Below are 25,273 nucleotides of genomic sequence, written 5' to 3'. Positions count from 1 at the left end.
AGGCCAGGATATCCTGTCTTGGCACTTCCTAAGAATCCTGAAAAAATAACAGAAGGGAATCGCAATAATGGCTCCTTAGAGCTGAAAGGTTCGATTTATGCACGCCAACGAACGCACCAAGGCACTGATTTACCTGCGCGTAGCTCGTGACGACCATCGACAGGAAGGCCGGGCGCTGGCAGCGCAAAACCGCGTCTGCGAGCATCGGGCCAACGAACTCGGCCTAACCGTCCTTGGCGTGTACATCGACCGGGGACCAGGCACAACCATGAGCCGACCAAGCCTGACCGCACTGCTTAGCGAACTGAGGCGGCGCGATGACATCGCGTTTGTCATCGCCTACGACCATCGGCAGGTCGCCATTCGAGCCGAAGACTACAGCCGGGTGGTTTGGGCGGTCGGCAAGGCATGCGCTCAGCTTGAAATCGCTAGCTTGCCTCACCGTGAAGTCACGGCGGTCGATGCCCAACTCATCGGGCGAATCGGGTCGGTGCAGCTGGCCGAGACGACCGCGAAGCCGCCGCCACCCGATGAACTGGATAACGATCGATCATAACTAATTTCCGAGAGGAGGAACCATCATGTCAACCAGAAACCAAGCGACCACATCGCTACCCAGCGAACCCGACGCTGCCAACCAGCTCATGCAGGCGATTGTGCGGGCGGTTGCCGAGTACTCCAGGATTGAGCACCGCCGGGCAACACTGGCGGGACAGGCAAAGCGGCGGGCACGCCTGCAGCAGGCGGCGGGAGGTGCTCACGATGATCACTGAGCCTACGACGAGTCCCGATCACGGCGCCCTGGCCGGAAGCCCCACCCAACCGCAGCCGGTCGTGGCTGCAAGCACTGTTCACGCGCTTGACCTGGCGAAAACCCGCGCGCTAACTCCCACCCGCGCGAAGTCGCAGGCGGCAGTCACGCGCCGAGCCACACCCATTGCTTTCGTCTACCTGCGGGTGAGCACGAAGGAGCAGGCGCGCACCGGCGGCGGCGCGGAGGGCTACTCCATCCCGGCGCAGCGAGACGCTTGCCTGGCCAAAGCGGCGGCCCTCGGCGCGGTGGTGCACCACATCTACGTTGACGCGGGCGAGTCGGCCCGCTCAGCAGACCGCGACGACCTCCAAGCCATGCTGGCGGACGTGCGGACGGTCAAGCCCGACTACATCATCGTGCACAAGATCGACCGGCTGGCCCGGAATCGCGAAGACGACATTGCCATTAACTTGCTGCTGCGGCGTCACGGCGCGGAGCTGGTGTCATGCACGGAGAACATCGACAACACCCCGAGCGGCAAGCTCCTGTACGGGCTGCTGGCCGAGATTGCGCAGTTCTACTCCGGCAATCTGGCCCAAGAGGTGATGAAGGGACTGCTGCGCAAGGCCGAGGAAGGCGGCACGCCGTACCGGGCACCGATTGGGTACCTGAACGTCCGCAAGACGGTCGAGGGCGTGACGTTCGCGTCAGTGGAACTCGACCCGGACCGCGCCGACCTGGTGCGCTGGTGCCTGGAGCAGTACGCCACCGGCGAATGGAGCGCGGCGGACTTGCTACTGGAGGCCACAGCCCGAGGTCTGACCAGTCGGCCGACGGCGACGAAACCGGAGCGGCCGATCGGCATCACGACCTTCTACCACCTGCTGCAAAACCCGTACTACATGGGCATCGTCAGCTACCAGGGCATTCACTACGAGGGCAAGCATGAGCCACTGATCGAGCCGGAGACGTGGCTATCGATTCAGGACATCTTGACGGTTCGTGCCCATCTGGGCGAGAAGGACCGCAAGCACATGCACTACCTCAAAAGCACGATCTACTGCGCGGACTGCGGGGGCCGGTTGGTCTACTCGATCAACGTCGGCAACGGCGGTGCGTACACCTATTACGTGTGCGTGAAGAAGAAGACCAAGACGAGCAACTGCCGCCGCCCGGCGGTGCGGCTGGAGCGAATCGAGGAGGGCATAGCTCAGTTCTACGAGCGGTTCGAAGTGAGTGCGGCTCACGTCGAGCAGATCAGGGCCGGCGTGCGGGCGCTCATGACTGCCGACCAGGAAGAGGCACGCCGTCACGCGGCGGCTGCCGTCAAACGGAAGCAGCAGGCGACGGACGAGCGGCAGAAGCTCTTGCGCGCCCACTACGCAGGTCACATCCCCGAAGACGTGCTCGGCTCAGAGATGCAGCGGCTGACTCGCGCCCTGGCCGAGGCGGACGCCCTAATTGCAGCGGCGCAGACGTCGACGGCTGAGGTGGAAGCGACCCTTGAAGCCGCCTTGGCAGCCGCCGGACGCTGCCACCGGGCCTACGTCACGGCACCGGAGCCCATCCGGCGGCAGATTAACCAGGGCTTCTTCGTGAAGTTGTTCATTGCACAAGACGGCTCAGTGGCTCGCGCCGAGCTGACAGAGCCATTCGCCGCTCTGCTGGCACCGGATCTGTCGGCCCGGATGGCGGTCGAGGGGACGGCGGCCGCTGGCGGGCCGTCCCGCGCGGCCCAGATGGCCGGAGACGAGCCGGAGGAATCACCCGATGGGACGCGCTCGACCGGCGAGAACCGGCCCGGCGAACCCGCGCCGGACGGCGGGCATGACGTGCGCCACAGGGACGCACGGCGTGATGATGGTGTCACACCTCGTAACATTTTTTGTGCTACTGGTGTGCAAAATGAGTACTTGGTGGGCGCAGCAGGGTTCGAACCTGCGACCGCTCGGGTGTAAGCCGAGTGCTCTTCCGCTGAGCTATGCGCCCCGGTGGCGGCGGTCCCGCGGGACCGCCGCCCGAGGAAACTCAAGCCGTCAGTTCGGCCACGGCCTTCTTCCAGCCCTGCTGGTCGCGGGCCTCGCCCGGGGCGTTGACCTCGGCGAACCGGACCACACCGGACGTGTCGATCAGGAACGTTCCGCGGACTGCCAAGCCGGCGTCGGAGTTGAAGACGCCGTAAGCGCGAGCCACCTCGCCGTGCGGCCAGAAGTCCGACAGCAGCGGGAACTGGTAGCCCTCCTTCTCGGCCCACGCCTTGAGCGAGAACGGCGTGTCGACCGAGACGCCCAGGACCTGGACGCCCTTGCCGTCGTAGTCCGCGAACTCGTCGCGGAGCTGGCACAGCTCGCCCGTGCAGATGCCACTGAAGGCGAACGGGTAGAACACCAGCAGCACCGGCTTGTCACCGCGGAACGACGACAGCTGGACCTGCTGCTTGTTGTAGTCGTTGAGCGTGAAGTCAGGGGCCTCAGAACCGACCTCGACGGTCATACCGGCAATTCCTCTCCCGAACGGACACGTGCCTGTGAGGACAACCCTATCGTGTCCGTCCGGCGGGACCGGCTCAGCGCTGCTTCGACTTCGACTTCGGCGACACCAGGCGGGTGCCGATCCAGTTCGGGCCGACACTGATGTTGGCGGTCTGGGCCAGGCCGACGGCGGGTACCGCTTCGGCGATTTCGCTCGGCTCGACGTGCCCTGGCTGTCCCGTCTTGGGGGTGAGCACCCAGATCACGCCGGTCTCCTCCAGGGGGCCCCTGGCGTCGATGAGCGCGTCGCCCAGGTCGCCGTCGTCCTCGCGCCACCAGAGCAGCACCACGTCGATGACCTCGTCGGCGTCCTCGTCGAGGATGTCCCCGCCGATCTGCTCCTCGATCGCCGCGCGGACGTCGTCGTCGACGTCCTCGTCCCAGCCGATCTCCTGGACCACCATCTCGGGCTTGATGCCGAGCCTCTCGGCGACGCTGCTCTGATCAGCGTCTCCCGCGGCGACCACTGCTTTCACTCCTCCAACTACGACGGAGTGCGGCAACCCGCACCTTCTGTCGAGGGTACGGCGGCGCCACACTCGGCGACCCGGTTGCCGATAGCGAACACTGGTGAAGCCCCGCGCGCAACCGTCCACACCGGATCTGTGACAACTCGTGTCGCAGGATACGGCCCGGCGCGGCCCCTTCGCGACGGCGTTCCGGGTGCCTGGCGCCCCCGCTCTGCCACCCCCGCGGGGGTCGTCCCCTAGGGTGGGGGAGAAGAAAACGCGCGCGCGATACACCGCGCGCCGGGAGTGGCTCGACCGGGCCGGTCCATGTTACCGACAAGTAGCGGTGCGGAAGCCGGGACGGAAGACGACGATGGAGAGTCGTACACCCCCGCGCACGAGCACCACCGGCTACAACTTTTCGCAAGGAGACCCCTTGGCCCCGCAGAACGACGGCGCCTCCGGCAAGGAGACCCCGGCACGCGTACGCGTCATCCGTGACGGACTGGCGGCGCACCTGCCCGACATCGACCCGGAGGAGACCGCCGAGTGGCTGGACTCCTTCGACGAGGCTCTGGCGAGGGGCGGGCAGCAGCGGGCCCGGTACCTGATGCTGCGCATCCTCGAGCGCGCCCGGGAGCGGAACGTCGGCGTCCCGGCCCTGACCTCGACGGACTACGTCAACACCATCCCCACCGAGAACGAGCCCTGGTTCCCCGGCGACGAGGAGATCGAGCGCCGCTACCGGGCCTACATCCGGTGGAACGCCGCGATCATGGTGCACCGGGCGCAGCGCCCCGGCGTCGGCGTCGGCGGCCACATCTCGACCTACGCCTCCTCGGCCGCGCTCTACGAAGTCGGCTTCAACCACTTCTTCCGCGGCAAGGACCACTCCGGCGGCGGCGACCAGATCTACATCCAGGGCCACGCCTCCCCCGGCATCTACGCCCGCGCGTTCCTCGAGGGCCGGCTGAGCGAGTCGCAGCTCGACGGCTTCCGCCAGGAGTACAGCCACGCCGGCGAGGGCGGCGGCCTGCCGTCGTACCCGCACCCGCGGCTGATGCCGGACTTCTGGGAGAACCCGACGGTGTCCATGGGCCTCGGCCCGATGAACGCCATCTACCAGGCCCGGTTCAACCGCTACCTGCGCGACCGCGGCATCAAGAACACCGACGACCAGCACGTCTGGGCGTTCCTCGGCGACGGCGAGATGGACGAGGCCGAGTCCCGCGGCCTGATCCACGTCGCGGCCGGCGAGGGCCTCGACAACCTGACCTTCGTGATCAACTGCAACCTGCAGCGGCTCGACGGCCCGGTGCGCGGCAACGGCAAGATCATCCAGGAGCTGGAGTCGTACTTCCGCGGCGCCGGCTGGAACGTCATCAAGGTGATCTGGGGCCGCGAGTGGGACTCGCTGCTGCACGCCGACCGCGACGGCGCCCTGGTCAACCTGATGAACGTCACCCCGGACGGTGACTACCAGACGTACAAGGCCAACGACGGCGCCTTCGTCCGCGAGCACTTCTTCGGCCGCGACCCGCGGACGAAGGACCTGGTCAAGGACCTCTCCGACGCCGACATCTGGAACCTCAAGCGCGGCGGCCACGACTACCGCAAGGTGTACGCGGCGTACAAGTCGGCGCTGGAGCACCACGGCCAGCCGACGGTGATCCTGGCCCACACGATCAAGGGCTACGGCCTGGGCCCGGCGTTCGAGGGCCGCAACGCCACGCACCAGATGAAGAAGCTCACCCTCGACGACCTGAAGCTGTTCCGCGACTCGCAGCGGATCCCGATCAGCGACGAGGAGCTCGAGCGCAACCCGAAGCTGCCGCCGTACTACCACCCGGGCGCGAACTCGCCCGAGATCGAGTACATGATCGGCCGCCGCAAGGCGCTCGGCGGGTTCCTGCCGGAACGCCGTCCCAAGGCCGCCAAGGCGCTCGTCCTGCCCGGCGACAAGGTCTACGAGGGCATCCGCAAGGGCTCCGGCAAGCAGGAGGTCGCCACCACGATGGCGTTCGTCCGGCTGGTCCGCGAGCTGGCGAAGGACTCCGAGATCGGCAAGCGGGTCGTCCCGATCATCCCGGACGAGGCCCGCACCTTCGGCCTCGACTCGATGTTCCCGACGGCCAAGATCTACAACCCGCACGGCCAGACGTACACCTCGGTCGACGCGAGCCTGATGCTGGCCTACAAGGAGTCCGAGAAGGGCCAGCTGCTGCACGAGGGCATCAACGAGGCCGGCTCGACCGCGTCGTTCACCGCCGTCGGCACGTCGTACGCGACGCACGGCGAGCCGATGATCCCGATCTACATCTTCTACTCGATGTTCGGGTTCCAGCGGACCGGTGACGGCCTGTACGCCGCCGCCGACCAGATGGCCCGCGGGTTCGTCCTCGGCGCCACCGCCGGCCGGACCACCCTGACGGGTGAGGGCCTGCAGCACGCGGACGGGCACTCGCTGCTGCTGGCGGCGACCAACCCGGCCGCGGTGGCCTACGACCCGGCGTGGTCGTTCGAGATCGCGCACATCGTCAAGGACGGCCTGCGCCGGATGTACGGCGAGGCCGGCCCGGACGGCAACGGCGAGAACGTCTTCTACTACATGACGATCTACAACGAGCCGTACCAGCAGCCCGCCGAGCCGGAAGACCTCGACGTCGACGGCCTGCTCAAGGGGCTGTACAAGTACGCCGACGCCCCGGAGGGCGACGGTCCGGAGGTGCAGATCCTCGTCTCCGGCGTCACGATGCCGGACGCGCTCAAGGCGCAGAAGCTCCTGGCCGAAGAGTGGGGCGTGCGGGCCGCGGTGTGGTCGGCGACGTCGTGGACCGAGCTGCGGCGCGAGGCCGTCGAGATCGACCACGACAACCTGCTCTACCCGGGCAGCGAGCCGCGCGTGCCGTACGTCACCGAGGCGCTCAAGGGCGCGAACGGACCGGTCGTGGCGGTGTCGGACTGGATGCGCGCGGTGCCGGACCTGATCCGCCCGTACGTCCCGACCGACATGCTGACGCTGGGCACCGACGGGTTCGGCTTCTCCGACACCCGGCCGGCGGCGCGGCGGAAGTTCCTGGTCGACGCCGAGTCGATCACCGTCGGGGCGCTGTCGATCCTGGCCAAGCGCGGCGAGGTCGACCAGGCCAAGGTCCTCGAAGCGGCCACGAAGTACCGGCTCGACGACATCGCGGCCGCCGGGCCGCAGACGTCGGAAGCCGGGAACGCGTGACCTGCTGCTAGGTTCGGGACCCGGCAGACATCCGATGTCTGCCGGGTCCCGCGTGCGTTAGGGAGTTGATCAGGGTGACGAAGCGCCGACTGCCGAAACCGGCCGAGCTCCAGCAGATCCTGCGGCCGAAGCCGATCGTGCTGAACCCGACGGACCGGCGGCTGGCGAACGCCCACACGATCGCCGACCTGCGGATGATCGCGCGCAAGCGCACGCCGCGGGCGGCGTTCGACTACACCGACGGCGCGGCGGAACTCGAGGACAGCCTGCTGCGCGCCCGGCAGGCGTACCGCCGCGTCGAGTTCCACCCGAACGTGCTGCGCGGGGTGTCCGATGTGGACACCACCCGCGAGGTCCTCGGCCAGACGTCCGCACTCCCGTTCGCCTTCGCGCCCACCGGCTTCACGCGGATGATGCAGCACGAGGGCGAGCGCGCGGTGGCCCGCGTCGCCGAGCGCAACGGCATCCCGGTCGGTCTCTCGACGATGGCGACGACGTCGATCGAGGACCTCGCCGAGGCCGCGCCCGGCGCGCGCAAGTGGTTCCAGCTCTACGTCTGGCGCGATCACGGCGCCGGCGAAGATCTGATGAATCGGGCGTGGGCCGCGGGCTACGACACGCTCATGCTCACCGTGGACACCCCGGTCGCGGGTGCCCGGCTGCGGGACGTCCGCAACGGGCTGACCATCCCGCCGGCGCTCACGCTCAAGACGTTCCTCGACGGCGCGACGCACCCGGCGTGGTGGTTCAACCTGCTCACCACCGAGCCGCTGACGTTCGCGTCACTGAACCAGTTCGGCGGCACGGTGGCCGAGCTGCTGAACAAGCTGTTCGACCCGACGCTGAACTACGACGACCTCGACTGGGTCCGCCGGACCTGGCCCGGGAAGCTGGTGGTCAAGGGCGTCCAGAACGTCGACGACGCCCGTGACGTCGTGAAGCACGGCGCCGACGCGGTGCTGCTGTCCAACCACGGCGGCCGCCAGCTCGACCGCGCCCCGACGCCGCTGGAGCTGCTGCCCGCGGTGCTGGACGAGCTCCAGGGCGGCGCCGAGGTCTGGATCGACACCGGCATCCTGTCCGGCGGCGACATCGTGGCGGCGATCGCCCGCGGCGCGGACGCGGTCCTGATCGGCCGCGCGTTCCTGTACGGCCTGATGGCCGGCGGCGAGCGCGGCGTCCAGCGGTGCGTGGACATCCTGCGGACGGAGATGGTCCGCACGATGCAGCTGCTCGGCGTCCGGACCCTGAAGGACCTGACGCCGAGCCACGCCACCCTGCGTTAGACCTGCGCCTGGCCGCCGTCGACGAAGAACTCGATCCCGTTGACGAAGCTGGCCTCGTCGGAAGCCAGGAACAGCGCTGCGGCGGCGATCTCCGCCGGGTCGCCGAGGCGGCCGAGCGGCACCTCCGCCACGAGGCCGTCGACCAGGCCCTGCTGCTCTTCGGCGGGCACCAGGCCCAGCAGGCCCGGGGTGCGCGTCGGCCCCGGGCTCAGGACGTTGACCCGCGTGCCCGTCCCCTTGAGGTCGACCGCCCAGCTGCGGGCGAAGTTGCGGACCGCCGCCTTCGTCGCCGCGTACACGCTGAACGCCGGGCCGACCCGGGTCGACGTCGTCGAGCCGGTCAGGATGATCGACGCGTTCGCGTTCAGCAGCGGCAGCGCCTTCTGGACGGCGAAGACGACACCCTTGACGTTGGTGCCGAACGTGCTGTCGAACTGCTCCTCGGTGATTTCCCCGAGCGGCGCGAAGCTGCCGCCGCCGGAGTTCGCCACGACGACGTCCAGCCCGCGGCCGCGCTCGGCCACCGCGCGGTAGAGCTCGTCGAGGTCGGCCAGGTTCGCCGAATCCGCCCGCACCGCCGTCACGTCGCCGCCGATCTCGGCGACCGCGTCGTCGAGGGCCTCCTTGCGCCGGCCCGTGATGAACACGTGCGCACCTTCGGCCGCGAACCGCTTCGCGATGGCGAGCCCGATGCCGGTGCTGCCGCCGGTCACGACCGCGGTCTTGTTCTCCAGGTTCACGATGCCCTCCAAGTTCTTGACTATCTCGTCCAGAACATACGCCGTTCTGGACGAGATAGTCAAGAACAGGTAGCCTGACCCCATGGCGAGACCCCGGAGCTTCGACGAGGCAGCGGTCCTGCGCGCGGCCAGGGACCAGTTCTGGGAACACGGGTACGCCGGCACGAAGGTCGACGACCTCGCCGCCGCGACCGGCCTCGGCAAGGGCAGCCTCTACGGCGCTTTCGGCGACAAGCACGCGCTCTACCTGCGCGTCTACGACTACTACTGCGGCGAAGCGACCGATGGGGTGCGGCACCAGCTCGAAGGCCCCGACGACACGGCCTACCGGCGGCTGTGCGATCACGTGCGGGCGATCGCCGAGTCGGTCGTCGCCGACCGCGAGCGCCGCGGCTGCCTGATGGCGAAGGGCGCCGCCGAATGCGCGGAGCACGACGAGGCCGTCGCCACGCGGACCGCGCGGGCGTTCCGCGACCTGCAGGGCTACCTGACGGCGTGCATCGCGGGCGCGCAGCGCGCGGGCGACCTCGACCCCGGCCCGGATGCCGCCCGCCTCGGCGGGCTCGTGCTGGCGGTGCTGCGCGGCCTCGAAGCACTGGGCAAGGGCGGCGTCGGACCCGAGGAGATCCGGGCGATCGCCGAGACCGCGCTCGACGTGCTGCCCCGGCCGGTCAAGTCCTGACCCATTGCGCCAACCGGTCTCAACTCCTTGACGGACCGCCTGGTTTGTGACGAAGATCTCGGGCACCCGCCGAAAGGCCGTTTTCGCATCGTGGAAACGGAGGTCGCCCGTGTTCGTGCAGGATCTGACTCCCCTGGGCTCGCTGGGCTTGTCGGCGTTCGTCGCCGTGCTGCCGCTCGCCACCGTCCTCGTCCTGCTCGGCGTCGTCCGGATGCGGGCGCACCACGCCGCGCTGATCGGCTTGCTGGTCGCGCTCGTCGTCGGCGTCGCCGCGTACGGGATGCCGGTCGTGCAGGCCGTCTCCGGGGCGCTGCAGGGCGCCGCGTTCGGGTTGTGGCCGATCATGTGGATCGTCGTCAACGCGCTGTGGATCTACCGGCTCACCGTGCGGACCGGGCACTTCGACGTTCTGCGGCGCTCGTTCGGCCGGATCTCCGACGACCCGCGCATCCAGGCCCTGATCATCGCCTTCTGCTTCGGCGCGCTGATGGAGGCCCTCGCCGGGTTCGGTGCGCCGGTCGCGATCAGCGCCGTGATGCTGGTCGCCGTCGGGTTCCACCCGGTCAAGGCCGCCGTCGCGCGCTGGTCGCCAACACCGCACCGGTCGCCTTCGGCGCGATGGGCACGCCGGTCGTCACCCTCGCCCAGGTCACCGGCCTGCCGCTGCAGGAGGTGTCGTCGATCGTCGGGCGGCAGACGCCGCTGCTCGCGCTGGTCGTGCCGCTGCTGCTGGTGATCATCGTCGACGGGAAGCGCGGCCTGAAGGACACCTGGCTGCCCGCGCTCGTCTGCGGCGTCGCGTTCGGAGTCGTGCAGTTCCTCGCCTCGAACTTCGTTTCGCCGCAGCTGGCCGACATCGGCGCGGCGCTCGCCGGCGCGGCCGCGCTGGTGGCGCTGCCCCGGACCCGGCGCCCGGTGCCCGCAGCCGTCCGCACCGGCACCGGCGGGACGGCGACCGCCGAGACGCCGCCGGAGGACTCGCGGGACGACGTCGTCAAGGCCTACCTGCCGTACCTGCTCATCATCGTGATCTTCTCGATCGCCGTGCTGCCGCCGGTGAAGAAGCTGCTGGACAAGGCGACCTGGAAGTTCCACTGGCCCGGGCTGGACGTCGCCGGGCCGAACGGGAAACCCGTCTCCGGCAACACCTTCTCGCTGCCGTTTCTCAACACCGGCGGCACGCTGGTGCTGCTGGCGGGCGTCATCACGGCGGCGCTGCTGGCGGTGAAGGCGAGCGGCGCCGCGAGCGAGTGGCTGGCCACGGTCAAGGAGCTGCGGTTCGCGATCCTCACGGTGACCGGGGTGCTCGCGCTGGCCTACGTGATGAACCTGTCCGGCCAGACCAGCACCATCGGCACGTTCATCGCGGCCGCGGGCGCGGGCCTGGCGTTCCTGTCCCCGGTGCTGGGCTGGTTCGGCGTCGCCGTGTCGGGGTCCGACACCTCGGCGAACGCGCTGTTCGGCGCGCTGCAGGTGACCGCGGCGCACCAGACGGGCCTGCTGGCCGCGGCGAACAGCTCCGGCGGTGTCCTCGGCAAGATGGTGTCACCGCAGAACCTGACCATCGCGTGCGTGGCGGCCAACCTGCCCGGCGAGGAGGGCAAGCTCCTGCGGAAGGTGCTGCCGTGGAGCCTCGGGCTGCTGCTCGCGATGTGCCTGATCGTGTGGGGTCAGAGCACCGCGGCGCTCAGCTGGATGCTGCCGTGACCCCGGGCCGCGCGGCGACGCGCTGGGCGGAGCGGTTCCAGCTCCACCAGCCGTGCACGACGAGCCCGGCGAAGACGATGTAGATCGCGGCCGAGAAGTACAGCCCGGACGAGATCTGCAGCGGCACGCCGATCGCGTCGACGGCCAGCCAGACCAGCCAGAACTCGACGAGCCCCAGGCCCTGCGCCCCGAAGGCGACGAGGGTGCCGACGAAGATGGCGGCGTCCGGCCAGGGCGCCCAGGACGCGTGCAGCGCGTCGAGCACCAGCGCCATCACGGTGGTGCCGACGACGAAGGCCCCGAGCATGGCCAGCCGTTCGGTGAGCCGGCCCTTGCGGACGACGACGCCGAACACCGGGTCCTGGCGGCGCGTCCAGGCCCACCAGCCGTAGACGGAGATGGCGAGGATCGCGACCTGGCGCGCGGCGAGGCCGCCGAGGTGCGCGGAGACGTAGACGGCGAACAGCAGCACGGTGGCCCCGACCTGCACGGGCCACGTCCACAGGGTGCGACGCTGCGCGAGGAACACGACGGCGAGCGCGAACACCTGCCCGGCGAGCTCCGCGATCGAAATCCACTGGCCGAGCACGGTGATCCCGTGGTGCAGCAGGAAGTCCACGTCACGCCCCTTTCGTCCTACCGCTCCCAACATGCTCCGGCCGGGGTGAATTCCCTAGGGACTGTGAGGGGCGGAACATCCCACGCTTTGGACGTCGCCGACGTGCAGCGTGCCACCGCGGACGACCCGGGCCTGCACGCCGAAGGTCGTGCCTGCGGTGTCGCCGAGGGTCTTGAGCAGTCCGGGCGCGGCCGGGAGCTCGTCGCACGGCAGGCCGACCATCACGCACCGGAACGCTTCGCGCAGGATTTCCAGCTCGACCTCGCCGATCCGGACGCGCTCCCCCACCCAGGCGTTCTCGGCGAGCTCCGGCGCCGGGCCGGTGTCGAGCAGGACGTTGGCCCGGAACCGCCGTTCGTCGAGCGCCACGCCGGGCGTGCGCTCGGCCAGCCAGGCCAGCGACGACGTCGTGACCAGGTGGACGGGTGCTTCGTCGTGGTGCGGGAGACCGGCTTCCTTCGCCAGCTCGACGCCGGGGAAGGTGAGGGAGGTGGCGAGTTCGGCGTGCACCCGGGGGTCGTCGCCGCGGATTTCGCGCCCGTCCGGGAAGGTGACCACCGGGACGTCGTGGTCGTATCGGGCGGCGAAGGTGTGCAGGCCGGGCATCCGGCGGAACCGGTCGGAGTTCTTGCCGCTGCCGAACTTGCCGTCGGGATCCCGGACGGCGTACAGGCGGTCGCCGTCGAGGCCGCGCTCGTCGAGCACCGCCTCGGTCAGCCGTTCGCCGGCCATCGACTTCACGGGATAGCGCCACAGCGCCGCCACGACCCCCATCGGATCAGGGTAACGCCCGGACCGGGCCCGGCGGCTCCGCCGAACGCCGGGATCGCGGTGCTCGGCCGGCGGTCGGTGCACGGCTTCCCGGCTCCGGGCCCGCGCCGCCCACCTGCCGACCGGCGGCGTGCCGTACCGCTGGACCTTCGATCCCCCGCCGCGAGAAGCGGGCCCGGCGGCTTCCCCGACCGCCGGGCCCGCGCGACTCCCCTCGGCTCAGCCCTGCGGGCGCGGGGTGCCGGCCGGCGGGGTCGGGGTGTTGTCCGCCCCCACCGTCGTGCGCGGGCGGGCGGCCGTCGGCATCTCACCCGTGCGCTGCTGCGGCGTCTCCAGCTGGTGTTCCATGTTGGCCAGCCAGCCGCGCCAGCGGTCCTGGGCCGGCTTGATCAGGCCGCCGCCGAAGCCGACCACGATCACGCCGCCGATCGTCGCCAGCACCGCGATCAGGACCGGGCCGGTGATCGCCGTCGCGATGTTCACCTGGCCCAGCGCCGCGATGATGCCGAACGCCATGATCAGCCAGTACGCGCCCAGCGAAAGCGGGCGCGCCGCGCCGCGGCCGGACAGCGCCGACGCGACGACGTCCCGCACCACCTTCGCGATGGCCGCGGCCACCACCACGAGCACCAGTGCCACCACGATCCGCGGCAGGAACGCGATGATGTCGTTGAGCAACTGGCTGACCGGGTTCGTCGGCCCGAACACGCCGAACGCCAGCTGCAGCGCGATCAGCAGAATGAAGTAATACACCAATTTGACGAGGATCCCGGTTGCGTCGATCTTCTGCTGGCCGATCTTCCCGCTCAGGCCGGTCCGCTCGACGAGTTTCCCGAAACCGGCTTTCCCGAGCACGAGCGCCAGCCCTTTCGAGACGGCCTTCGCGATCAGCCAGCCGATCAGCAGGATGATCAGGAATCCCACGAGCTTCGGCACGAACGTGGCCACCAAACTCCACGCCTGCCCGAGCCCGTCCTTCAGTTGCTGGCCCATACCGACTCCCTCCACGGATTTGCACCGGATCGTCGATCAAGTACCCGGGGGCGGCAACTCGTGCGCCCCACGATCGAGTGAGACGACTGGCGCGCGAAGATCGTTGGCGGCCATACTGGTTCTACCGGTGGGGACCGGGGAGACGAGGCCGTCCGGCGCAGCGTAAACCGCAAGCGCCGGGCGGCCTCGAGCATTATCCGGAAAAACCGGCCCCCGGGGGCGCCGGGGGCCGGATGAACAGCGGAAGAACCTCAGGCGGCGCGCAGGGCGTCGCGGAGCTTCACTTTCGCGCCCGTGCGCATGACCGCGTTCCGGTAGATCCGCGCGGCCAGCCAGATCAGCGCCGGAATCAGCAGCACCACGAGCCCCACCGACACCACCGCTTCCCAAACCGGCACCCCGCCCATCGCCAGCCGCATCGGCATCAGCGTCGGCGAGAACACCGGAATCACCGAAAGCACTTCGACGAACGTGTTGCCCGGATCCGACGGCAGCACGGAAATGCCGATGACGTACCCGGCGATCACGAACATCAGGGCGGGCATCGTCGCGCCGCCGACGTCTTCCTGGCGCGAAACCAGCGCCCCGAGCGCGGCGAACACGATCGAGTACATGAAGAACCCGAGCAGGTACCACACGATCAGCCAGACGACCGTGCCCACGGCCGCCGAAACGGAAATGGTCAGCACGCCGGTGGCCAGCCCGGCGACCACCCCGCCGATCCCGATGACGAGCATCTGGATCAGCCCGACCACGCCGATGCCGAGCACCTTCCCGGCCATCAGCTGCCACGGCTTGATGGTCGACAGCAGCAGCTCGACCACCCGCGACGTCTTCTCCTCGACGACGCCCTGGGCCACGGTCTGGCCGTTGATCATCAGCGACAGGTAGATCAGGATGCCGGCCACGATGCCCAGCACCAGCTGCTGGCCGTTGTAGTCGTACGGCTGCTCCAGCGGCGGGTCCTCGACGTACTTCGCCGAGGCGATCGCCGCCTGGAACTGCACCGGGTTCCCGCCGAGCGCCGTCACCTGCCGATCGACCGCCACCTGCTGGGACAGCAGCTGCAGGACGTTCGCGAGCTTGCCGTCGAGGTCCTTCTTCACCTGGACGTGCACGCTCTTGCCGTCGCCGGTGAGCAGGGCGTCGAGCGAACCGTCGGCCAGCTTCGCGCGACCGGCGGCCTCGTCGGCGACCTGGGTGGTCTCGATCTTCTCGTCGACCGTCTGCCCGGCCGCCTTCAGCGGCGCCGAGAAGCCGGCGGTCGCCGCGGTGTACCCGACCTTCGCGTCGGGCCCGCCGCCGCCGGCGATCAGCTTGATCAGCACGATGCCGACCACGATCAGCAGCAGCATGATCACCGTGCTGACGCGGAACGCCTTCGACTTCACCCGCGTGCCGATTTCGCGGGAGGCGACCAGGCCGACGGCCGCCGCCGGGCTCAGCCGGACGTCCGGGACCGGGGTGCTCATGCCTGGACCTCCTGGGTGACGACGGAACGGAAGAGCTCGGTCAACGACGGCTGTTCGCGGGCGAACTCGCGGACCGGCCCGGTGGCCAGCGCCGCCTTGAGCACGGCCTGGTCGTCGGCGTCCTCGCCCAGCTCGAGCTCGGTCACCGAGCCCGTCCGGCCGAGCACCTTCACCCCGGGCACGCCGTCGGCCCAGCCTTCGGCGGCCTCCGGGACGTCGACGCGCAGCCGGACGGCACCACCGGACCGCAGCTGGGCCACGGTCCCCTTCGCCACCATCTGTCCACTCCGGACGATGCCGACGCGGTCGCACAGCCGTTCCACCAGATCGAGCTGGTGGCTGGAGAACACGACCGGCACCCCCTCGGCCGCCTTCTCCTTCAGCACCTGGCTCATCACGTCGACGGCGACCGGGTCGAGGCCGGAGAACGGCTCGTCGAGCACCAGGATCCGCGGCTCGTGCACCAGCGCCGCGGCCAGCTGGACGCGCTGCTGGTTGCCCAGCGACAGCTTCTGCACCTCGTCGTCGCGGCGGCCGGCGACGCCGAGCCGTTCGGTCCACTTCTCCGCCGACGCCCGCGCGTCGGCGGCGGGCATGCCGTGCAGCCGCGCGAGGTACGTCAGCTGCTCGGCGACCTTCATCTTCGGGTAGAGGCCGCGCTCCTCGGGCATGTAGCCGATGTGGCGGCGCGTTTCGTGCGTCACCGGCGTGCCGTCGTAGCGCACTTCGCCGCCGTCGGCGGACAGCACCCCGAGCGCGATCCGCATGGTCGTGGTCTTGCCGGCGCCGTTGCTGCCGACGAAGCCGAACAGCTCCCCCGGCCGGACGTCGAACGTCATTTCCCGCAGGGCGACCACGTCACCGTAGCGTTTGGACACCCCGTCGATCTCTAAACCGGGCATTCCGGTTCCCCCGTTCTGTGTGGCCCGATCCTAGGCAGTGCGTACACGCTCCGCCTAGCCTCGCGCGTTGCCGCGCGGGGCTACCAAAGTTGCGGGCACGTAGGATCGCGGGCGCCATGGATGGAACCACCGCCGCGCGCCGGGTGCCGAAGCACCACGGACTGTCCGCGAAGACGCTCCGGCGGCTGGAGCACGCGTCCGGCAGCCTGGCGAGCGCGAGCATCGCGGTGATGGAACGGCGGCTGCCCTGGTTCGCCCGGCTGCCCGCCGACCAGCGCGCGAGCGTCCTGCTGATCACCCAGGCCGGGGCCGCCGGCTTCGTCTCGTGGTTGCGCGACTCCAAGGAGGCGCTGAAGCTCACGACCGAGGCGTTCCGCGACGCACCGGCCGAGCTGTCGCGCTGGATCAGCCTGCGCCAGGCGGTCGGGATGGTCCGGCTGGCCATCGAGGTCTTCGAGGAGCAGCTGCCGGAATTCGCGGCGAACGAGACCGAACGGGCCGCTCTGATCGAAGGGATCCTGCGCTACGGCCGGGAAATCGCTTTCGCGGCGGCGAACTCCTACGCCGCCGCGGCGGAGGCGCGCGGCGCGTGGGACGCCCGGCTGGAGGCGCTGGTCGTGGACGGCATCGTCCGTGGCGACGCCGAGGAGTCGGTGCTGTCGCGGGCCACGGCGCTGGGCTGGGATCCCTCCGCCGCCGCCACGGTGCTCGTCGGCAACCCGCCGTCGGAGGACCCGCCGACGGTCGTGTTCGAGGTCCGCAGCCGCGCGGCCCGCGTCGGCCGTCCGGTGCTGCTGTCGGTGCAGGGTTCGCGGCTGGTGGTCGTGGTCGGCGGCCCGACCGACGGCGGGGTGAAGGAGCGGGAAATCCTGGCCCGGATGTCGGTGGCGTTCGCCGACGGCCCGGTGGTCGCCGGCCCGACGGTGCGGACGCTGGCGGAGGCCCACCACAGCGCGACGGAGGCGTTGTCGGGACTGCGCGCGGTGGTCGGCTGGCCGGGCGCGCCCCGCCCGGTGCGTTCGGCGGACCTGCTGCCCGAGCGCGCGCTGTCGGGCGACGCGGAGGCCGAACGCCTGCTGGTGGACACGATCGCCCGCCCGCTCGAGGAGGCGGGCCCGACCCTGCAGCGCACGGTGGAGGCGTACCTGGAGAGCGGCGGCGTGCTGGAGACGTGCGCGAAGACGCTGTTCGTCCACCCGAACACGGTCCGGTACCGGCTGCGGAAGGCCGCGGAGCTCACCGGCTGCCAGGCGACCGACCCGCGGGACGCGTTGGTGCTGCGGATCGCGCTGACCGTCGGGCGGCTGGCGAGGGCCCGCGGGCTCTGGTGATCGCCGGGTGTCGAGAACCCGGCGACGGCTCCGACGGCATCATCGTCGCGCTCGCCGAACAGCTCCGCTGAAACCCCCTCCGAGGAAAGGACGTCACCATGGCCGTCGCCGAGGACCTCGATCGCGCCACCGACTCCACCGACCCGCAATGGGACTGGGTCGCCGAGCAGACCCGCACGTACCTGGCCTCGGGTGGCACCGTCGGGCACGAGTCGAACGGGGTGCGCACCCTCATCCTGGCCACCACCGGCCGCCGGACCGGCCGGCCCCGGCGGACCTGCCTGATCTACGGCACCTCCGGGGACGACTTCGTCGTCGTCGCGTCCAAAGGCGGCGCCGACGACGACCCGGCGTGGTACAAGAACCTCCTGGACGAGCCGAGCGTCGGCGTCCAGGTCGGCACCCGCCGGTTCACCGCCCGTGCCCGGGTGGCGACCCCCGGCGAGCGCGGCCGCCTGTGGGCGGAGATGGCGGCGATCTTCCCCCTCTACGACGAGTACGCGCGGAAGACCGACCGCGTGATCCCGGTCGTCCTGCTCACCCCGCAGGCCTGATCCGAGACGGGCGTCACGTGATGGACTTAACAGCGAAAGGTGATTGAACCCGACAAGGCATCCGGGTTACGCGCGAGCTTCTGCCGTGCATCTTTGGAGGGTTCCGACAAAGACGCCGCACAGACACTGTGAACGTCGGCATCCCGGGAAACACCCTCCGCCGTGTTGTCTTGAAGGGTGACAGCAGCAGTCCTCGCTCCCGGCCAGGGGTCCCAGGCCCCCGGCATGTTCACGCCCTGGCTCGACCTCGACGGCGCGCGCGAGCGCGTCGCGCAGTGGTCCGAGCGCGCCGGGCTCGACCTGCTCCGCCTCGGCACCGAGGCGGACGCCGACGAGATCCAGGACACCGCGATCGCCCAGCCGCTGATCGTGGCGCTGTCGCTGCTCACCTTCGAGCACCTCCAGGCCACCGCGCCGGTGCCCGCCGACGCGCCGGTCGCCGGTCACTCCGTCGGCGAGCTCGCGGCCGCCGCCATCGCCGGGGTGCTCAAGCCGGAGGACGCCGTCGCGCTCGCCGCCGTCCGCGGGGCCGAGATGGCGAAGGCGTGCGCGCTGGAACCGACGTCGATGGCCGCCGTCATGCTCGGGGACCCCGAGCAGGTCGTCGCGTGGCTCGAAGAGCAGGGCCTGACCGCGGCGAACCGCAACGGTGCCGGCCAGATCGTCGCCTCCGGTGCCGCGGACACCATCGCGAAGATCGTCGCCGAGCCCCTCGAAGGCACGAAGATCCGCGCCCTCAAGGTCGCCGGCGCGTTCCACACGCAGTACATGGCGCCCGCCGAAGAGGCGATGCGCGCCCACGCCGCCGAGCTGACCCCGGCCGACCCCACCCGGCCGCTGCTGTCCAACGCGGACGGTACGGTCGTCAGCAGCGGGGCCGAGTACCTGGCGCGCCTGGTCTCCCAGGTCACCCGCCCGGTCCGCTGGGACCTGACGATGGACGGCCTGGTCTCGCTCGGCGTCACCCGCACGATCGAACTGGCGCCCGCGGGCACCCTGACCGGCCTGGTCAAGCGGCAGCTCAAGGGCGTCGTCACCACTATCACCGCGCTGAAGACGCCGGCCGAGCTGGCGGCGCTGCGCCAGGAGGACGCCTCGTGACCGACCGACCCGCCCTGAGCCTGCGCACCGGCTCCCGCGGCAGCCGCGTGCTGGGTGTCGGCAGCTACCAGCCCGAGAAGGTCGTCACCAACGACGACCTGTCGCAGGTCATGGACACCAACGACGAGTGGATCCAGACCCGCGTCGGGATCGTCGAGCGCCGGTTCGCCGAGAAGGACGAGCTGCTCACCGACATGGCCGTCGCCGCGGGCACCGCCGCGCTGGCCGACGCCGGCGTCGATCCGTCCGAAGTGGACACGGTGATCCTGCCGAACTGCACCATGCCGACGCTGATCCCGAACGCCGCCGCCCAGGTCGCCGCCCGGATCGGCATCCCCAGCCCCGGTGCGTTCGACCTCAACGCGGCGTGCGCGGGGTTCTGCTACGGCCTCGGCGTCGCCTCCGACCTCGTCCGGGCCGGCTCGGCGCAGAAGGTCCTGGTCATCGGCGCGGAGAAGCTCACCGACTCGGTCGACCCCCTCGACCGGGCCAACGCGATCATCTTCGCCGACGGCGCGGGCGCCGCGGTCGTCGGCCCGTCCGACGAGCCGGAGATCGGCCCGGTGTCGTGGGGCAGCGCGGGCGACCTGGTCGACCTGATCTACATGCGCGACGAGAAGTACATCTACCAGGAGGGCCAGTCGGTCTTCCGGTGGGCGACCACGAAGATCGCGCCGATCGCGATGCAGGCGCTCGACGCCGCCGGGCTGAAGCCGTCCGATGTGGACGTGCTGATCCCGCACCAGGCGAACCTGCGGATCGTCGAGGCGATCGCCAAGAAGCTGCGGGCCAACGGCGCCCGCGACGACATGGTCGTCGCCGACGACATCAAGTACTCCGGCAACACCTCGTCGGCGTCCATCCCCCTCGCGCTGGACCACATGCGCAAGGCCGGGACGGCCAAGCCCGGCGACGTGGTGCTGGCGGTCGGGTTCGGCGCGGGCCTGTCCTACGCCGGGCAGGCGTTCGTCTGCCCCTGACCACCGTTACGCTCCCCGCGGGCACTCGCCCGAGGGCAACAGACCCCCAGAAAGACCGAGAAGGGAACTACCCCATGGCTGACAACGCTGAGATCCTCGCCGGCCTCGCCGAGATCGTCGAAGAGGTGGCCGGTGTGGCTCAGGACGACGTCACCGCCGAGAAGTCGTTCGTGGACGACCTGGACATCGACTCGCTGTCGATGGTCGAGATCGCCGTGCAGGCCGAGGACAAGTTCGGCGTCAAGATCCCGGACGACGAGCTCGCCAACCTGAAGACCGTGGGCGACGCCGTGAACTACGTGTCGGCCAACTCCAAGTAAGTCCTCTTCCCTCCTTGAGGAGACTCGAATGAGCAACTTCGACGTCGTGATCACCGGTCTCGGCGCCACCACACCGCTCGGTGGGGACGTCACGTCCACCTGGGACGGTCTGCTGGCCGGGCGGAGCGGGGTCCGGGCGATCGAGGCCGACTGGGTCGAGGAACTGCAGCTGCCGGTGAAGATCGGCGGTCAGCTGGCCGTCGATCCTTCGGAGGTCCTCCCGCGGGTGCAGGCCCGCCGGCTGGACCGCTGCGAGCAGGTCGCGCTGATCGCCGCCCGCCAGGCGTGGGCCGACGCCGGGTACACCGAGCCGACCGACGAGCACACCGACGTCGACCCCGACCGCCTCGGCGTGTCGATCGGCACCGGCGTCGGCGGCCCGGTCACCCTGCTCACCCAGAACGACCTGTTGCACCAGCAGGGTCTCCGCAAGGTGTCGCCGCTGACCGTGCCGATGCTGATGCCGAACGGCCCGGCCGCGCACGTGGGCATCGACCTCAAGGCGCGGGCCGGGGTGCACTCCCCGGCCTCGGCCTGCGCCTCGGGTGCCGAGGGCATCGCCAGCGGGGTGGAGATGATCCGCTCCGGGCGCGCCGACGTCGTGGTCGCGGGGGGCGCTGAAGCGTGCATCCACCCGATCACGCTGGCCGGGTTCGCCCAGGCCCGCACGGTCTCCACCCGCAACGACGACCCGGCGAGCGCGTCGCGGCCGTTCGACTCCAACCGCGACGGCTTCGTCCTCGGCGAGGGAGCCGGCGTGGTCATCCTGGAGCGCGCGGACCTGGCCAAGGCCCGCGGGGCGCGCGTCTACGCGACGATCGCCGGGCACGGCATCACCTCGGACGCCTACCACATCACCGGCAACCACCCCGAGGGCATCGGCCAGATCGCCGCGATGCGCGCGGCGATGAAGATGGCCGGCGTCACCGCGGCGGACGTCGGGCACGTGAACGCGCACGCGACGTCCACTGTGGTCGGTGACATCGGCGAGGCGGCGGCGATCCGCAACGCGGTCGGGGAACACCCGGTCGTGACGGCGCCGAAGGGCTCGCTCGGCCACCTGGTCGGCGGCGCGGGCGCGGTCGAGGGGATCATCACGATCCTGTCGCTCTACCACGGCATCGTGCCGGCGACGCTGAACCTGACCGACCTGGACCCGCGGGTGCAGCTGGACGTCGTCGCCGGCGAGCCGCGCAAGGTCGAGCTGACCGCGGCGATCAGCAACTCGTTCGGGTTCGGCGGCCACAACACCGCGCTGCTGTTCACCCCGGCGGCCTGAGTTTTCAGGAACCGACGAAGAAGGGCCCGGCTTCGGCCGGGCCCTTTTCAGCATTTCTCGTGCTCGGGCGGGGGACCGCCGTCGACGGTGTCGATCTTCAAGCCGGACTTTTCGACGATCATCGGCATCACGAGCCGCCACTTGATGCAGGGCTCCCGGAAGAACAGCGGAGCGTCCTCGGTCTTCTGCCGGCTGGTGAACCCGACGAGGACCCGCAGCGACGAGCCCGAGCCGCGCTCGATCCGGTAGACGAGGGCGTCACTGTCCGTTGTGGAGCGAATACCGTTCTTCCAGTCGGCGAGCGGCTGCTGAGCCGCCCGGTCCGCGCTGACCACGCTGGTCCACTTCTGGTACTGCTTGGTGTTGATGGCGTCGAAGTAGGTCAGCAGGACTTTGCGGACGGCATCGGCCTGCGGGTGCGCCCGCGCGTCGTCGGTCATCCGCACCTCGCCCGCCGCGCCCGCTGCGCCCGGCACGCCACTGCTCGGCACGGACGACGTCGGCACCGGGCCGGCGGTGTCGTCGGCGGGCTGGTCGGGCCGGCGGTAGAGCTCGCGCGCGAGCAGACCGCCGCCGACGGTCACGGACAGCACCACGACCACGACGGGCACCAGCCAGCGCTGGCGAGAGCTGGGGGCGGGGGTGGTCACGCCGGAAGCGTACCGGCCCCCGTCCCGCGGCTCAGCCGACCTGGTGCAGCCAGGTCACCGGCGCGCCGTCACCGGCGTGGCGGAAGGGCTCGAGCGCCTCGTCCCAGCTCGCGGCCAGGAGCTCGTCCAGCTTGTGCGCGAGGGACTCGCCACCGCGGGTCATGCTGACGAGCGCGCGCAGCTGGTCCTCGCCCACCACGATGTCGCCGTTGGCGCTGGTCCGGCCGTGCCACAGGCCGAGGCCGGGCGCGAAGCAGAACCGTTCGCCGTCGACGCCCGCGCTGGGCTCTTCGGTCACTTCGAACCGGAGCATCGGCCACGCCTTGAGCGCGGCCGCCAGTTTGGCGCCGGTGCCCGCGGGCGCGCGCCAGCCGCACTCGGCGCGAAGCTGACCCGGACTGGCCGGCTGCGCCGTCCACTTCAGGTCAACGCGGGCACCCAGGGTGCCCGAAATGGCCCACTCGACGTGCGGACACACCGCAGACGGCGACGAGTGGACGTACACCACACCTCGGGTGCTGCCACGGGTGCTCACTGCTACCTCCGCTTGTTGCTCGACGAGGGACGTCTTCCCCTACGCCCTGTCTCGAGCTGCGGAACGGCTTCAGCGCGGCTCCCGAATGCCGCCTCCGATGCGTTGTAGCACATTCTGCACCCCAACCGTGCTGTTTGGCCACATGAACACCACAAGTCACCCGCCGCCCCACTTTCGGTGGGCAAGCGGCCGCGGCGCGCCCGTGTCGCACGGATCATTGCGCTGGGCGCGCTAGCGTGTTGACCCGGAACGACGAGCAGGGAGGGACAGCGGTGCGACTGGTGCGCCTCGAGCGGCAGCAGTCCCGGGTGGCGGACGACATCCGGGCGGCACTGGCGTCCCTGGGCCGCGGCGGCACGGTGATCGGCGGCATCGCACTGGTGGGCGTCGGCGGCGTGGCGGACCGTCCGATCGAGGCGGTGGTCCTGCTGCCCCACGGCGTGATCATCGTGATCGGCGTGGACCTGCCGGACCCGGCCCTGCGCCTGGAAGCACCCCTGGGCGGCCCCTGGAAGGCGGACGGCTGGCCCCTGGTCGCGGACGACGACTCGGTGAACCCGGCCACCGAGGCCCTGGACATTTCCCAGGCGTGCGAGAAGCGGATCGCGGCGCTGGTGCCGGGAACGGCCCCGGTGGGCACGATCATCGCGGTGGGCCCGTACGTGGAGACGGTCGACCAGCCGGCGGCTGACCTGGCGGGCCCGGTCCGCGTGCTCCACCCGACCCCGACGACGATGCTGGCGGCCACGGTGTCCTTGGCCACGGCCCACCGGCCGAGGTCGGTGGACCAGGTGCGGGCGCTGATCCGCGGGCTGGCCCCGTCGGCCCCGGAGCTGCCGGACGAGGTCCTGCTGGGCGAGGGCTTCGGCCGGATGACCGACGATTCGCCCCCGGAGTCCCTTTGGGACGATCCCGCCGCGGCGGCTTCGGGGTCGCCGGCGATCGCCGCGGTCTCGGCGGCGACCGACTGGCGGACCGAACCCCCGGTGGAAGCCGCCCCGGAGCCCGCTGGTGGGGTTGCAGCGGAGGTTTCCGCGGAGGCTGCTTCGGCAGGCGGGGGCACTGAGGTGCTTTCTCCCGCAGACTCCTCGGCGGGGTCGCCTGGGGCAGAGAATCCCGCGGCCGACCTGGTTGAGGTAGTTGCTCCCGAGAAATCAACCGAACCTGCCGATTCTTCACCGCAGCTGGTCGGCGCACCCCCGGTGGAAGAGGCTGGCCACACCGAGGTTCTTCCGGCCGCCGGCGTGCCAAGCCAGCCAGCAGACGCCTCGGCCCAGCCGGTGTTCCCCGGCACCGAGACCGCAGAACCGCCTGAGTCTTCCGCCGCCGAAGCGGAACCGAACGAGTCTTCCGGCACCGAGACCGAGCGCACCGAAAACCTCCGCCTGCCCTCGCCCAACAGCGAGCCAGCCGAAGCCCCAGCCGCCGAAACCAACCGAGCGCCCGAGCCCGCTGCACCACCGACCGCAGAAGCCCAACCGGCCGGTCCTCCTTCGGCCGCGTCCACCCGAGCCGAGGCGGCCACGCCGTACCCCGCCACCGAGGCCGAGCGCACCGAAAACCTTCGCCTTCCTTCACCGAACAGCGAGCCAGCCGAAGCACCGGCCACCGAAGCCGAGCCCGAGCGCCCCGCCGAACCCGAGCCACCTCAGGCCAAACCCCGGCCCTCGCCCTACCCGAAACCCACCCGACCCACCCCGCACCCCACCGAACCCGAGCCGCCGCAGGACTCCCCGCAGCCCTTCCCGCACCCCCGGCCCGCGTCCGAGCCCGAACCCGCCTCCCGGACCGTCCGCTGGCTCCCCCTGGCCGCCATCGGAGCGCTCGCGCTGCTCGTCGTCGCCGCCGTCGTCGTGGCCACCTCCGGGGGCCGGACCGACGCCGCGCCCGCCCCGCCGCCCCCTCCTCCCGTCACCGCGAAAGCCGCGCCGCCGCCTGCCGCTCCGGTTCGGAGCCTGCAGTTCGCCCTCCGCGCCGCCGCCGAAGATCAGCGGTGTGCCTCGCACGCCTTCGGCGATGCCCAAGCCAGCCTGCAGCGGACCAGCTGCTCAGGCGTGCAGCGCGCCAGCTACGCCGCCACCGTCGACGGGCGCTCCGGGGCCGTCACCGTCGGGGTCGTCGCCTTCCCCGATGCCGCGCAGGCCGCCGCCTTCAAGGCCGTTGCCGACACACCCGGCGGGGGCGGGATCCTCGATCTCGCGACCGAGACCGCCCAGTGGGGCGCCACGCCCGCCCCGCGGTTCGAGAACGCCGCCTACGCCAGCAAACTCGACGGCTCCTCCGTCCGAATCGTGCAGGCCGTCTGGGCGCCGGGACCGTCCACTGCGGACGATCCCGGCCTGGCCAGGGCGGCCAAAGCCGCCCTGGACCTGCCCGCCCACTGAC

At 70.6% G+C, this 25,273-nt stretch carries 22 protein-coding genes, 1 tRNA gene and 1 pseudogene; 13 read left to right on the top strand and 11 right to left on the bottom strand.

Annotated features, from left to right (window positions below; genetic code table 11):
* The first annotated feature begins 97 nt into the window (after positions 1-97).
* Entirely contained in the window at positions 98-556 is a 459-nt protein-coding gene (locus tag ACLJPY_RS40560; protein ID WP_410596260.1) for a recombinase family protein, read from the top strand.
* Between the two features lie 206 nt (positions 557-762).
* Positions 763-2,712 (top strand): recombinase family protein, encoded by a 1,950-nt coding sequence (locus tag ACLJPY_RS40555; RefSeq protein WP_410596303.1) that lies wholly within the window; start codon positions 763-765, stop codon positions 2,710-2,712.
* Here the strand turns inward: ACLJPY_RS40555 and ACLJPY_RS40550 are convergent.
* The 3 genes from ACLJPY_RS40550 to ACLJPY_RS40540 form a co-directional block, all read right to left on the bottom strand.
* A tRNA-Val gene (locus ACLJPY_RS40550) sits at positions 2,669-2,743 on the bottom strand. The genes ACLJPY_RS40555 and ACLJPY_RS40550 overlap by 44 nt on opposite strands.
* Positions 2,744-2,782: 39 nt before the next feature.
* Positions 2,783-3,247 carry a peroxiredoxin gene (locus tag ACLJPY_RS40545; RefSeq protein ID WP_410596259.1) on the bottom strand — a complete coding sequence of 155 codons (465 nt, stop codon included), beginning with the start codon at positions 3,245-3,247 and terminating at the stop codon, positions 2,783-2,785.
* 73 nt (positions 3,248-3,320) lie between these two features.
* The gene (locus tag ACLJPY_RS40540; protein WP_003084504.1) at positions 3,321-3,752 is read right to left on the bottom strand and encodes a DUF3052 domain-containing protein; all 432 of its coding nucleotides are present in this window, start codon (positions 3,750-3,752) and stop codon (positions 3,321-3,323) included.
* 418 nt (positions 3,753-4,170) lie between these two features.
* Between ACLJPY_RS40540 and aceE the strand changes: the two genes are divergently transcribed.
* Both aceE and ACLJPY_RS40530 read left to right on the top strand, forming a co-directional pair.
* On the top strand, positions 4,171-6,966 hold the full coding sequence (aceE, locus tag ACLJPY_RS40535) for a pyruvate dehydrogenase (acetyl-transferring), homodimeric type (protein WP_410596258.1): 2,796 nt from the start codon (positions 4,171-4,173) through the stop codon (positions 6,964-6,966).
* A 74-nt stretch (positions 6,967-7,040) separates the two neighbouring features.
* A complete protein-coding gene (locus ACLJPY_RS40530) occupies positions 7,041-8,252 on the top strand; it encodes an alpha-hydroxy-acid oxidizing protein (protein ID WP_410596257.1) in 1,212 nt (403 codons plus the stop codon).
* Here ACLJPY_RS40530 and ACLJPY_RS40525 read toward each other — a convergent pair.
* A complete protein-coding gene (locus ACLJPY_RS40525) occupies positions 8,249-9,004 on the bottom strand; it encodes an SDR family oxidoreductase (RefSeq protein WP_410596256.1) in 756 nt (251 codons plus the stop codon). The genes ACLJPY_RS40530 and ACLJPY_RS40525 overlap by 4 nt on opposite strands.
* A 70-nt stretch (positions 9,005-9,074) precedes the next feature.
* Between ACLJPY_RS40525 and ACLJPY_RS40520 the strand changes: the two genes are divergently transcribed.
* Together ACLJPY_RS40520 and ACLJPY_RS40515 are read left to right on the top strand one after the other, a co-directional pair.
* Positions 9,075-9,674, top strand: coding sequence for a TetR/AcrR family transcriptional regulator (locus tag ACLJPY_RS40520; RefSeq protein WP_410596255.1), 600 nt, complete (start codon positions 9,075-9,077; stop codon positions 9,672-9,674).
* A gap of 109 nt (positions 9,675-9,783) precedes the next feature.
* Positions 9,784-11,381 (top strand): annotated as a pseudogene (locus ACLJPY_RS40515) (L-lactate permease).
* On the opposite strand, the gene ACLJPY_RS40510 reads toward ACLJPY_RS40515, so the two are convergent.
* The 5 genes from ACLJPY_RS40510 to ACLJPY_RS40490 form a co-directional block, all read right to left on the bottom strand.
* Positions 11,362-12,000: a nicotinamide riboside transporter PnuC gene (locus ACLJPY_RS40510; RefSeq protein WP_410596254.1), complete on the bottom strand. Its 639-nt coding sequence runs from the start codon at positions 11,998-12,000 to the stop codon at positions 11,362-11,364. The pseudogene ACLJPY_RS40515 and the gene ACLJPY_RS40510 sit on opposite strands and share 20 nt — an antisense overlap.
* A gap of 54 nt (positions 12,001-12,054) precedes the next feature.
* A complete protein-coding gene (locus ACLJPY_RS40505; RefSeq protein ID WP_410596253.1) occupies positions 12,055-12,774 on the bottom strand; it encodes an MOSC domain-containing protein in 720 nt (239 codons plus the stop codon).
* Positions 12,775-12,990: 216 nt separating this feature from the next.
* Positions 12,991-13,764 (bottom strand): mechanosensitive ion channel family protein, encoded by a 774-nt coding sequence (locus ACLJPY_RS40500; protein WP_410596252.1) that lies wholly within the window; start codon positions 13,762-13,764, stop codon positions 12,991-12,993.
* 251 nt (positions 13,765-14,015) lie between these two features.
* The gene (locus ACLJPY_RS40495) at positions 14,016-15,236 is read right to left on the bottom strand and encodes an ABC transporter permease (protein WP_410596251.1); all 1,221 of its coding nucleotides are present in this window, start codon (positions 15,234-15,236) and stop codon (positions 14,016-14,018) included.
* Positions 15,233-16,138, bottom strand: a complete 906-nt coding sequence (locus ACLJPY_RS40490; protein WP_410596250.1) for an ABC transporter ATP-binding protein — start codon at positions 16,136-16,138, stop codon at positions 15,233-15,235. Before ACLJPY_RS40490 ends, ACLJPY_RS40495 begins: the two co-directional genes overlap by 4 nt.
* Positions 16,139-16,254: 116 nt before the next feature.
* On the opposite strand from ACLJPY_RS40490, the gene ACLJPY_RS40485 reads away from it, so the two are divergent.
* The 6 genes from ACLJPY_RS40485 to ACLJPY_RS40460 all read left to right on the top strand — a co-directional run bounded on the left by ACLJPY_RS40485 (position 16,255) and on the right by ACLJPY_RS40460 (position 21,703).
* A complete protein-coding gene (locus ACLJPY_RS40485) occupies positions 16,255-17,469 on the top strand; it encodes a PucR family transcriptional regulator (RefSeq protein ID WP_410596249.1) in 1,215 nt (404 codons plus the stop codon).
* 98 nt (positions 17,470-17,567) lie between these two features.
* Positions 17,568-18,023 carry a nitroreductase/quinone reductase family protein gene (locus ACLJPY_RS40480; protein WP_410596248.1) on the top strand — a complete coding sequence of 152 codons (456 nt, stop codon included), beginning with the start codon at positions 17,568-17,570 and terminating at the stop codon, positions 18,021-18,023.
* Between the two features lie 177 nt (positions 18,024-18,200).
* Positions 18,201-19,124, top strand: a complete 924-nt coding sequence (locus tag ACLJPY_RS40475; protein WP_410596247.1) for an ACP S-malonyltransferase — start codon at positions 18,201-18,203, stop codon at positions 19,122-19,124.
* The gene (locus ACLJPY_RS40470; RefSeq protein WP_410596246.1) at positions 19,121-20,104 is read left to right on the top strand and encodes a beta-ketoacyl-ACP synthase III; all 984 of its coding nucleotides are present in this window, start codon (positions 19,121-19,123) and stop codon (positions 20,102-20,104) included. Before ACLJPY_RS40475 ends, ACLJPY_RS40470 begins: the two co-directional genes overlap by 4 nt.
* 74 nt (positions 20,105-20,178) lie before the next feature.
* Positions 20,179-20,424: an acyl carrier protein gene (locus tag ACLJPY_RS40465; RefSeq protein WP_004559006.1), complete on the top strand. Its 246-nt coding sequence runs from the start codon at positions 20,179-20,181 to the stop codon at positions 20,422-20,424.
* 28 nt (positions 20,425-20,452) lie between these two features.
* Positions 20,453-21,703: a beta-ketoacyl-[acyl-carrier-protein] synthase family protein gene (locus ACLJPY_RS40460; RefSeq protein ID WP_410596245.1), complete on the top strand. Its 1,251-nt coding sequence runs from the start codon at positions 20,453-20,455 to the stop codon at positions 21,701-21,703.
* Between the two features lie 47 nt (positions 21,704-21,750).
* On the opposite strand, the gene ACLJPY_RS40455 is transcribed toward ACLJPY_RS40460, so the two are convergent.
* Together ACLJPY_RS40455 and ACLJPY_RS40450 are read right to left on the bottom strand one after the other, a co-directional pair.
* A complete protein-coding gene (locus ACLJPY_RS40455) occupies positions 21,751-22,353 on the bottom strand; it encodes a hypothetical protein (protein ID WP_410596244.1) in 603 nt (200 codons plus the stop codon).
* A 31-nt stretch (positions 22,354-22,384) separates the two neighbouring features.
* Entirely contained in the window at positions 22,385-22,888 is a 504-nt protein-coding gene (locus ACLJPY_RS40450; RefSeq protein WP_360265473.1) for a DUF3145 domain-containing protein, read from the bottom strand.
* A 272-nt stretch (positions 22,889-23,160) separates the two neighbouring features.
* Here ACLJPY_RS40450 and ACLJPY_RS40445 point away from each other — a divergent pair, with 272 nt between their 5' ends.
* Entirely contained in the window at positions 23,161-25,272 is a 2,112-nt protein-coding gene (locus tag ACLJPY_RS40445) for a hypothetical protein (RefSeq protein ID WP_410596243.1), read from the top strand.
* The last annotated feature ends 1 nt before the right edge of the window (position 25,273 follow it).

This window comes from Amycolatopsis sp. lyj-23 (assembly GCF_046549135.1).
In the GTDB taxonomy this organism is placed as follows: domain Bacteria; phylum Actinomycetota; class Actinomycetes; order Mycobacteriales; family Pseudonocardiaceae; genus Amycolatopsis.
This window is presented reverse-complemented; position numbering and strand designations above follow the sequence as displayed.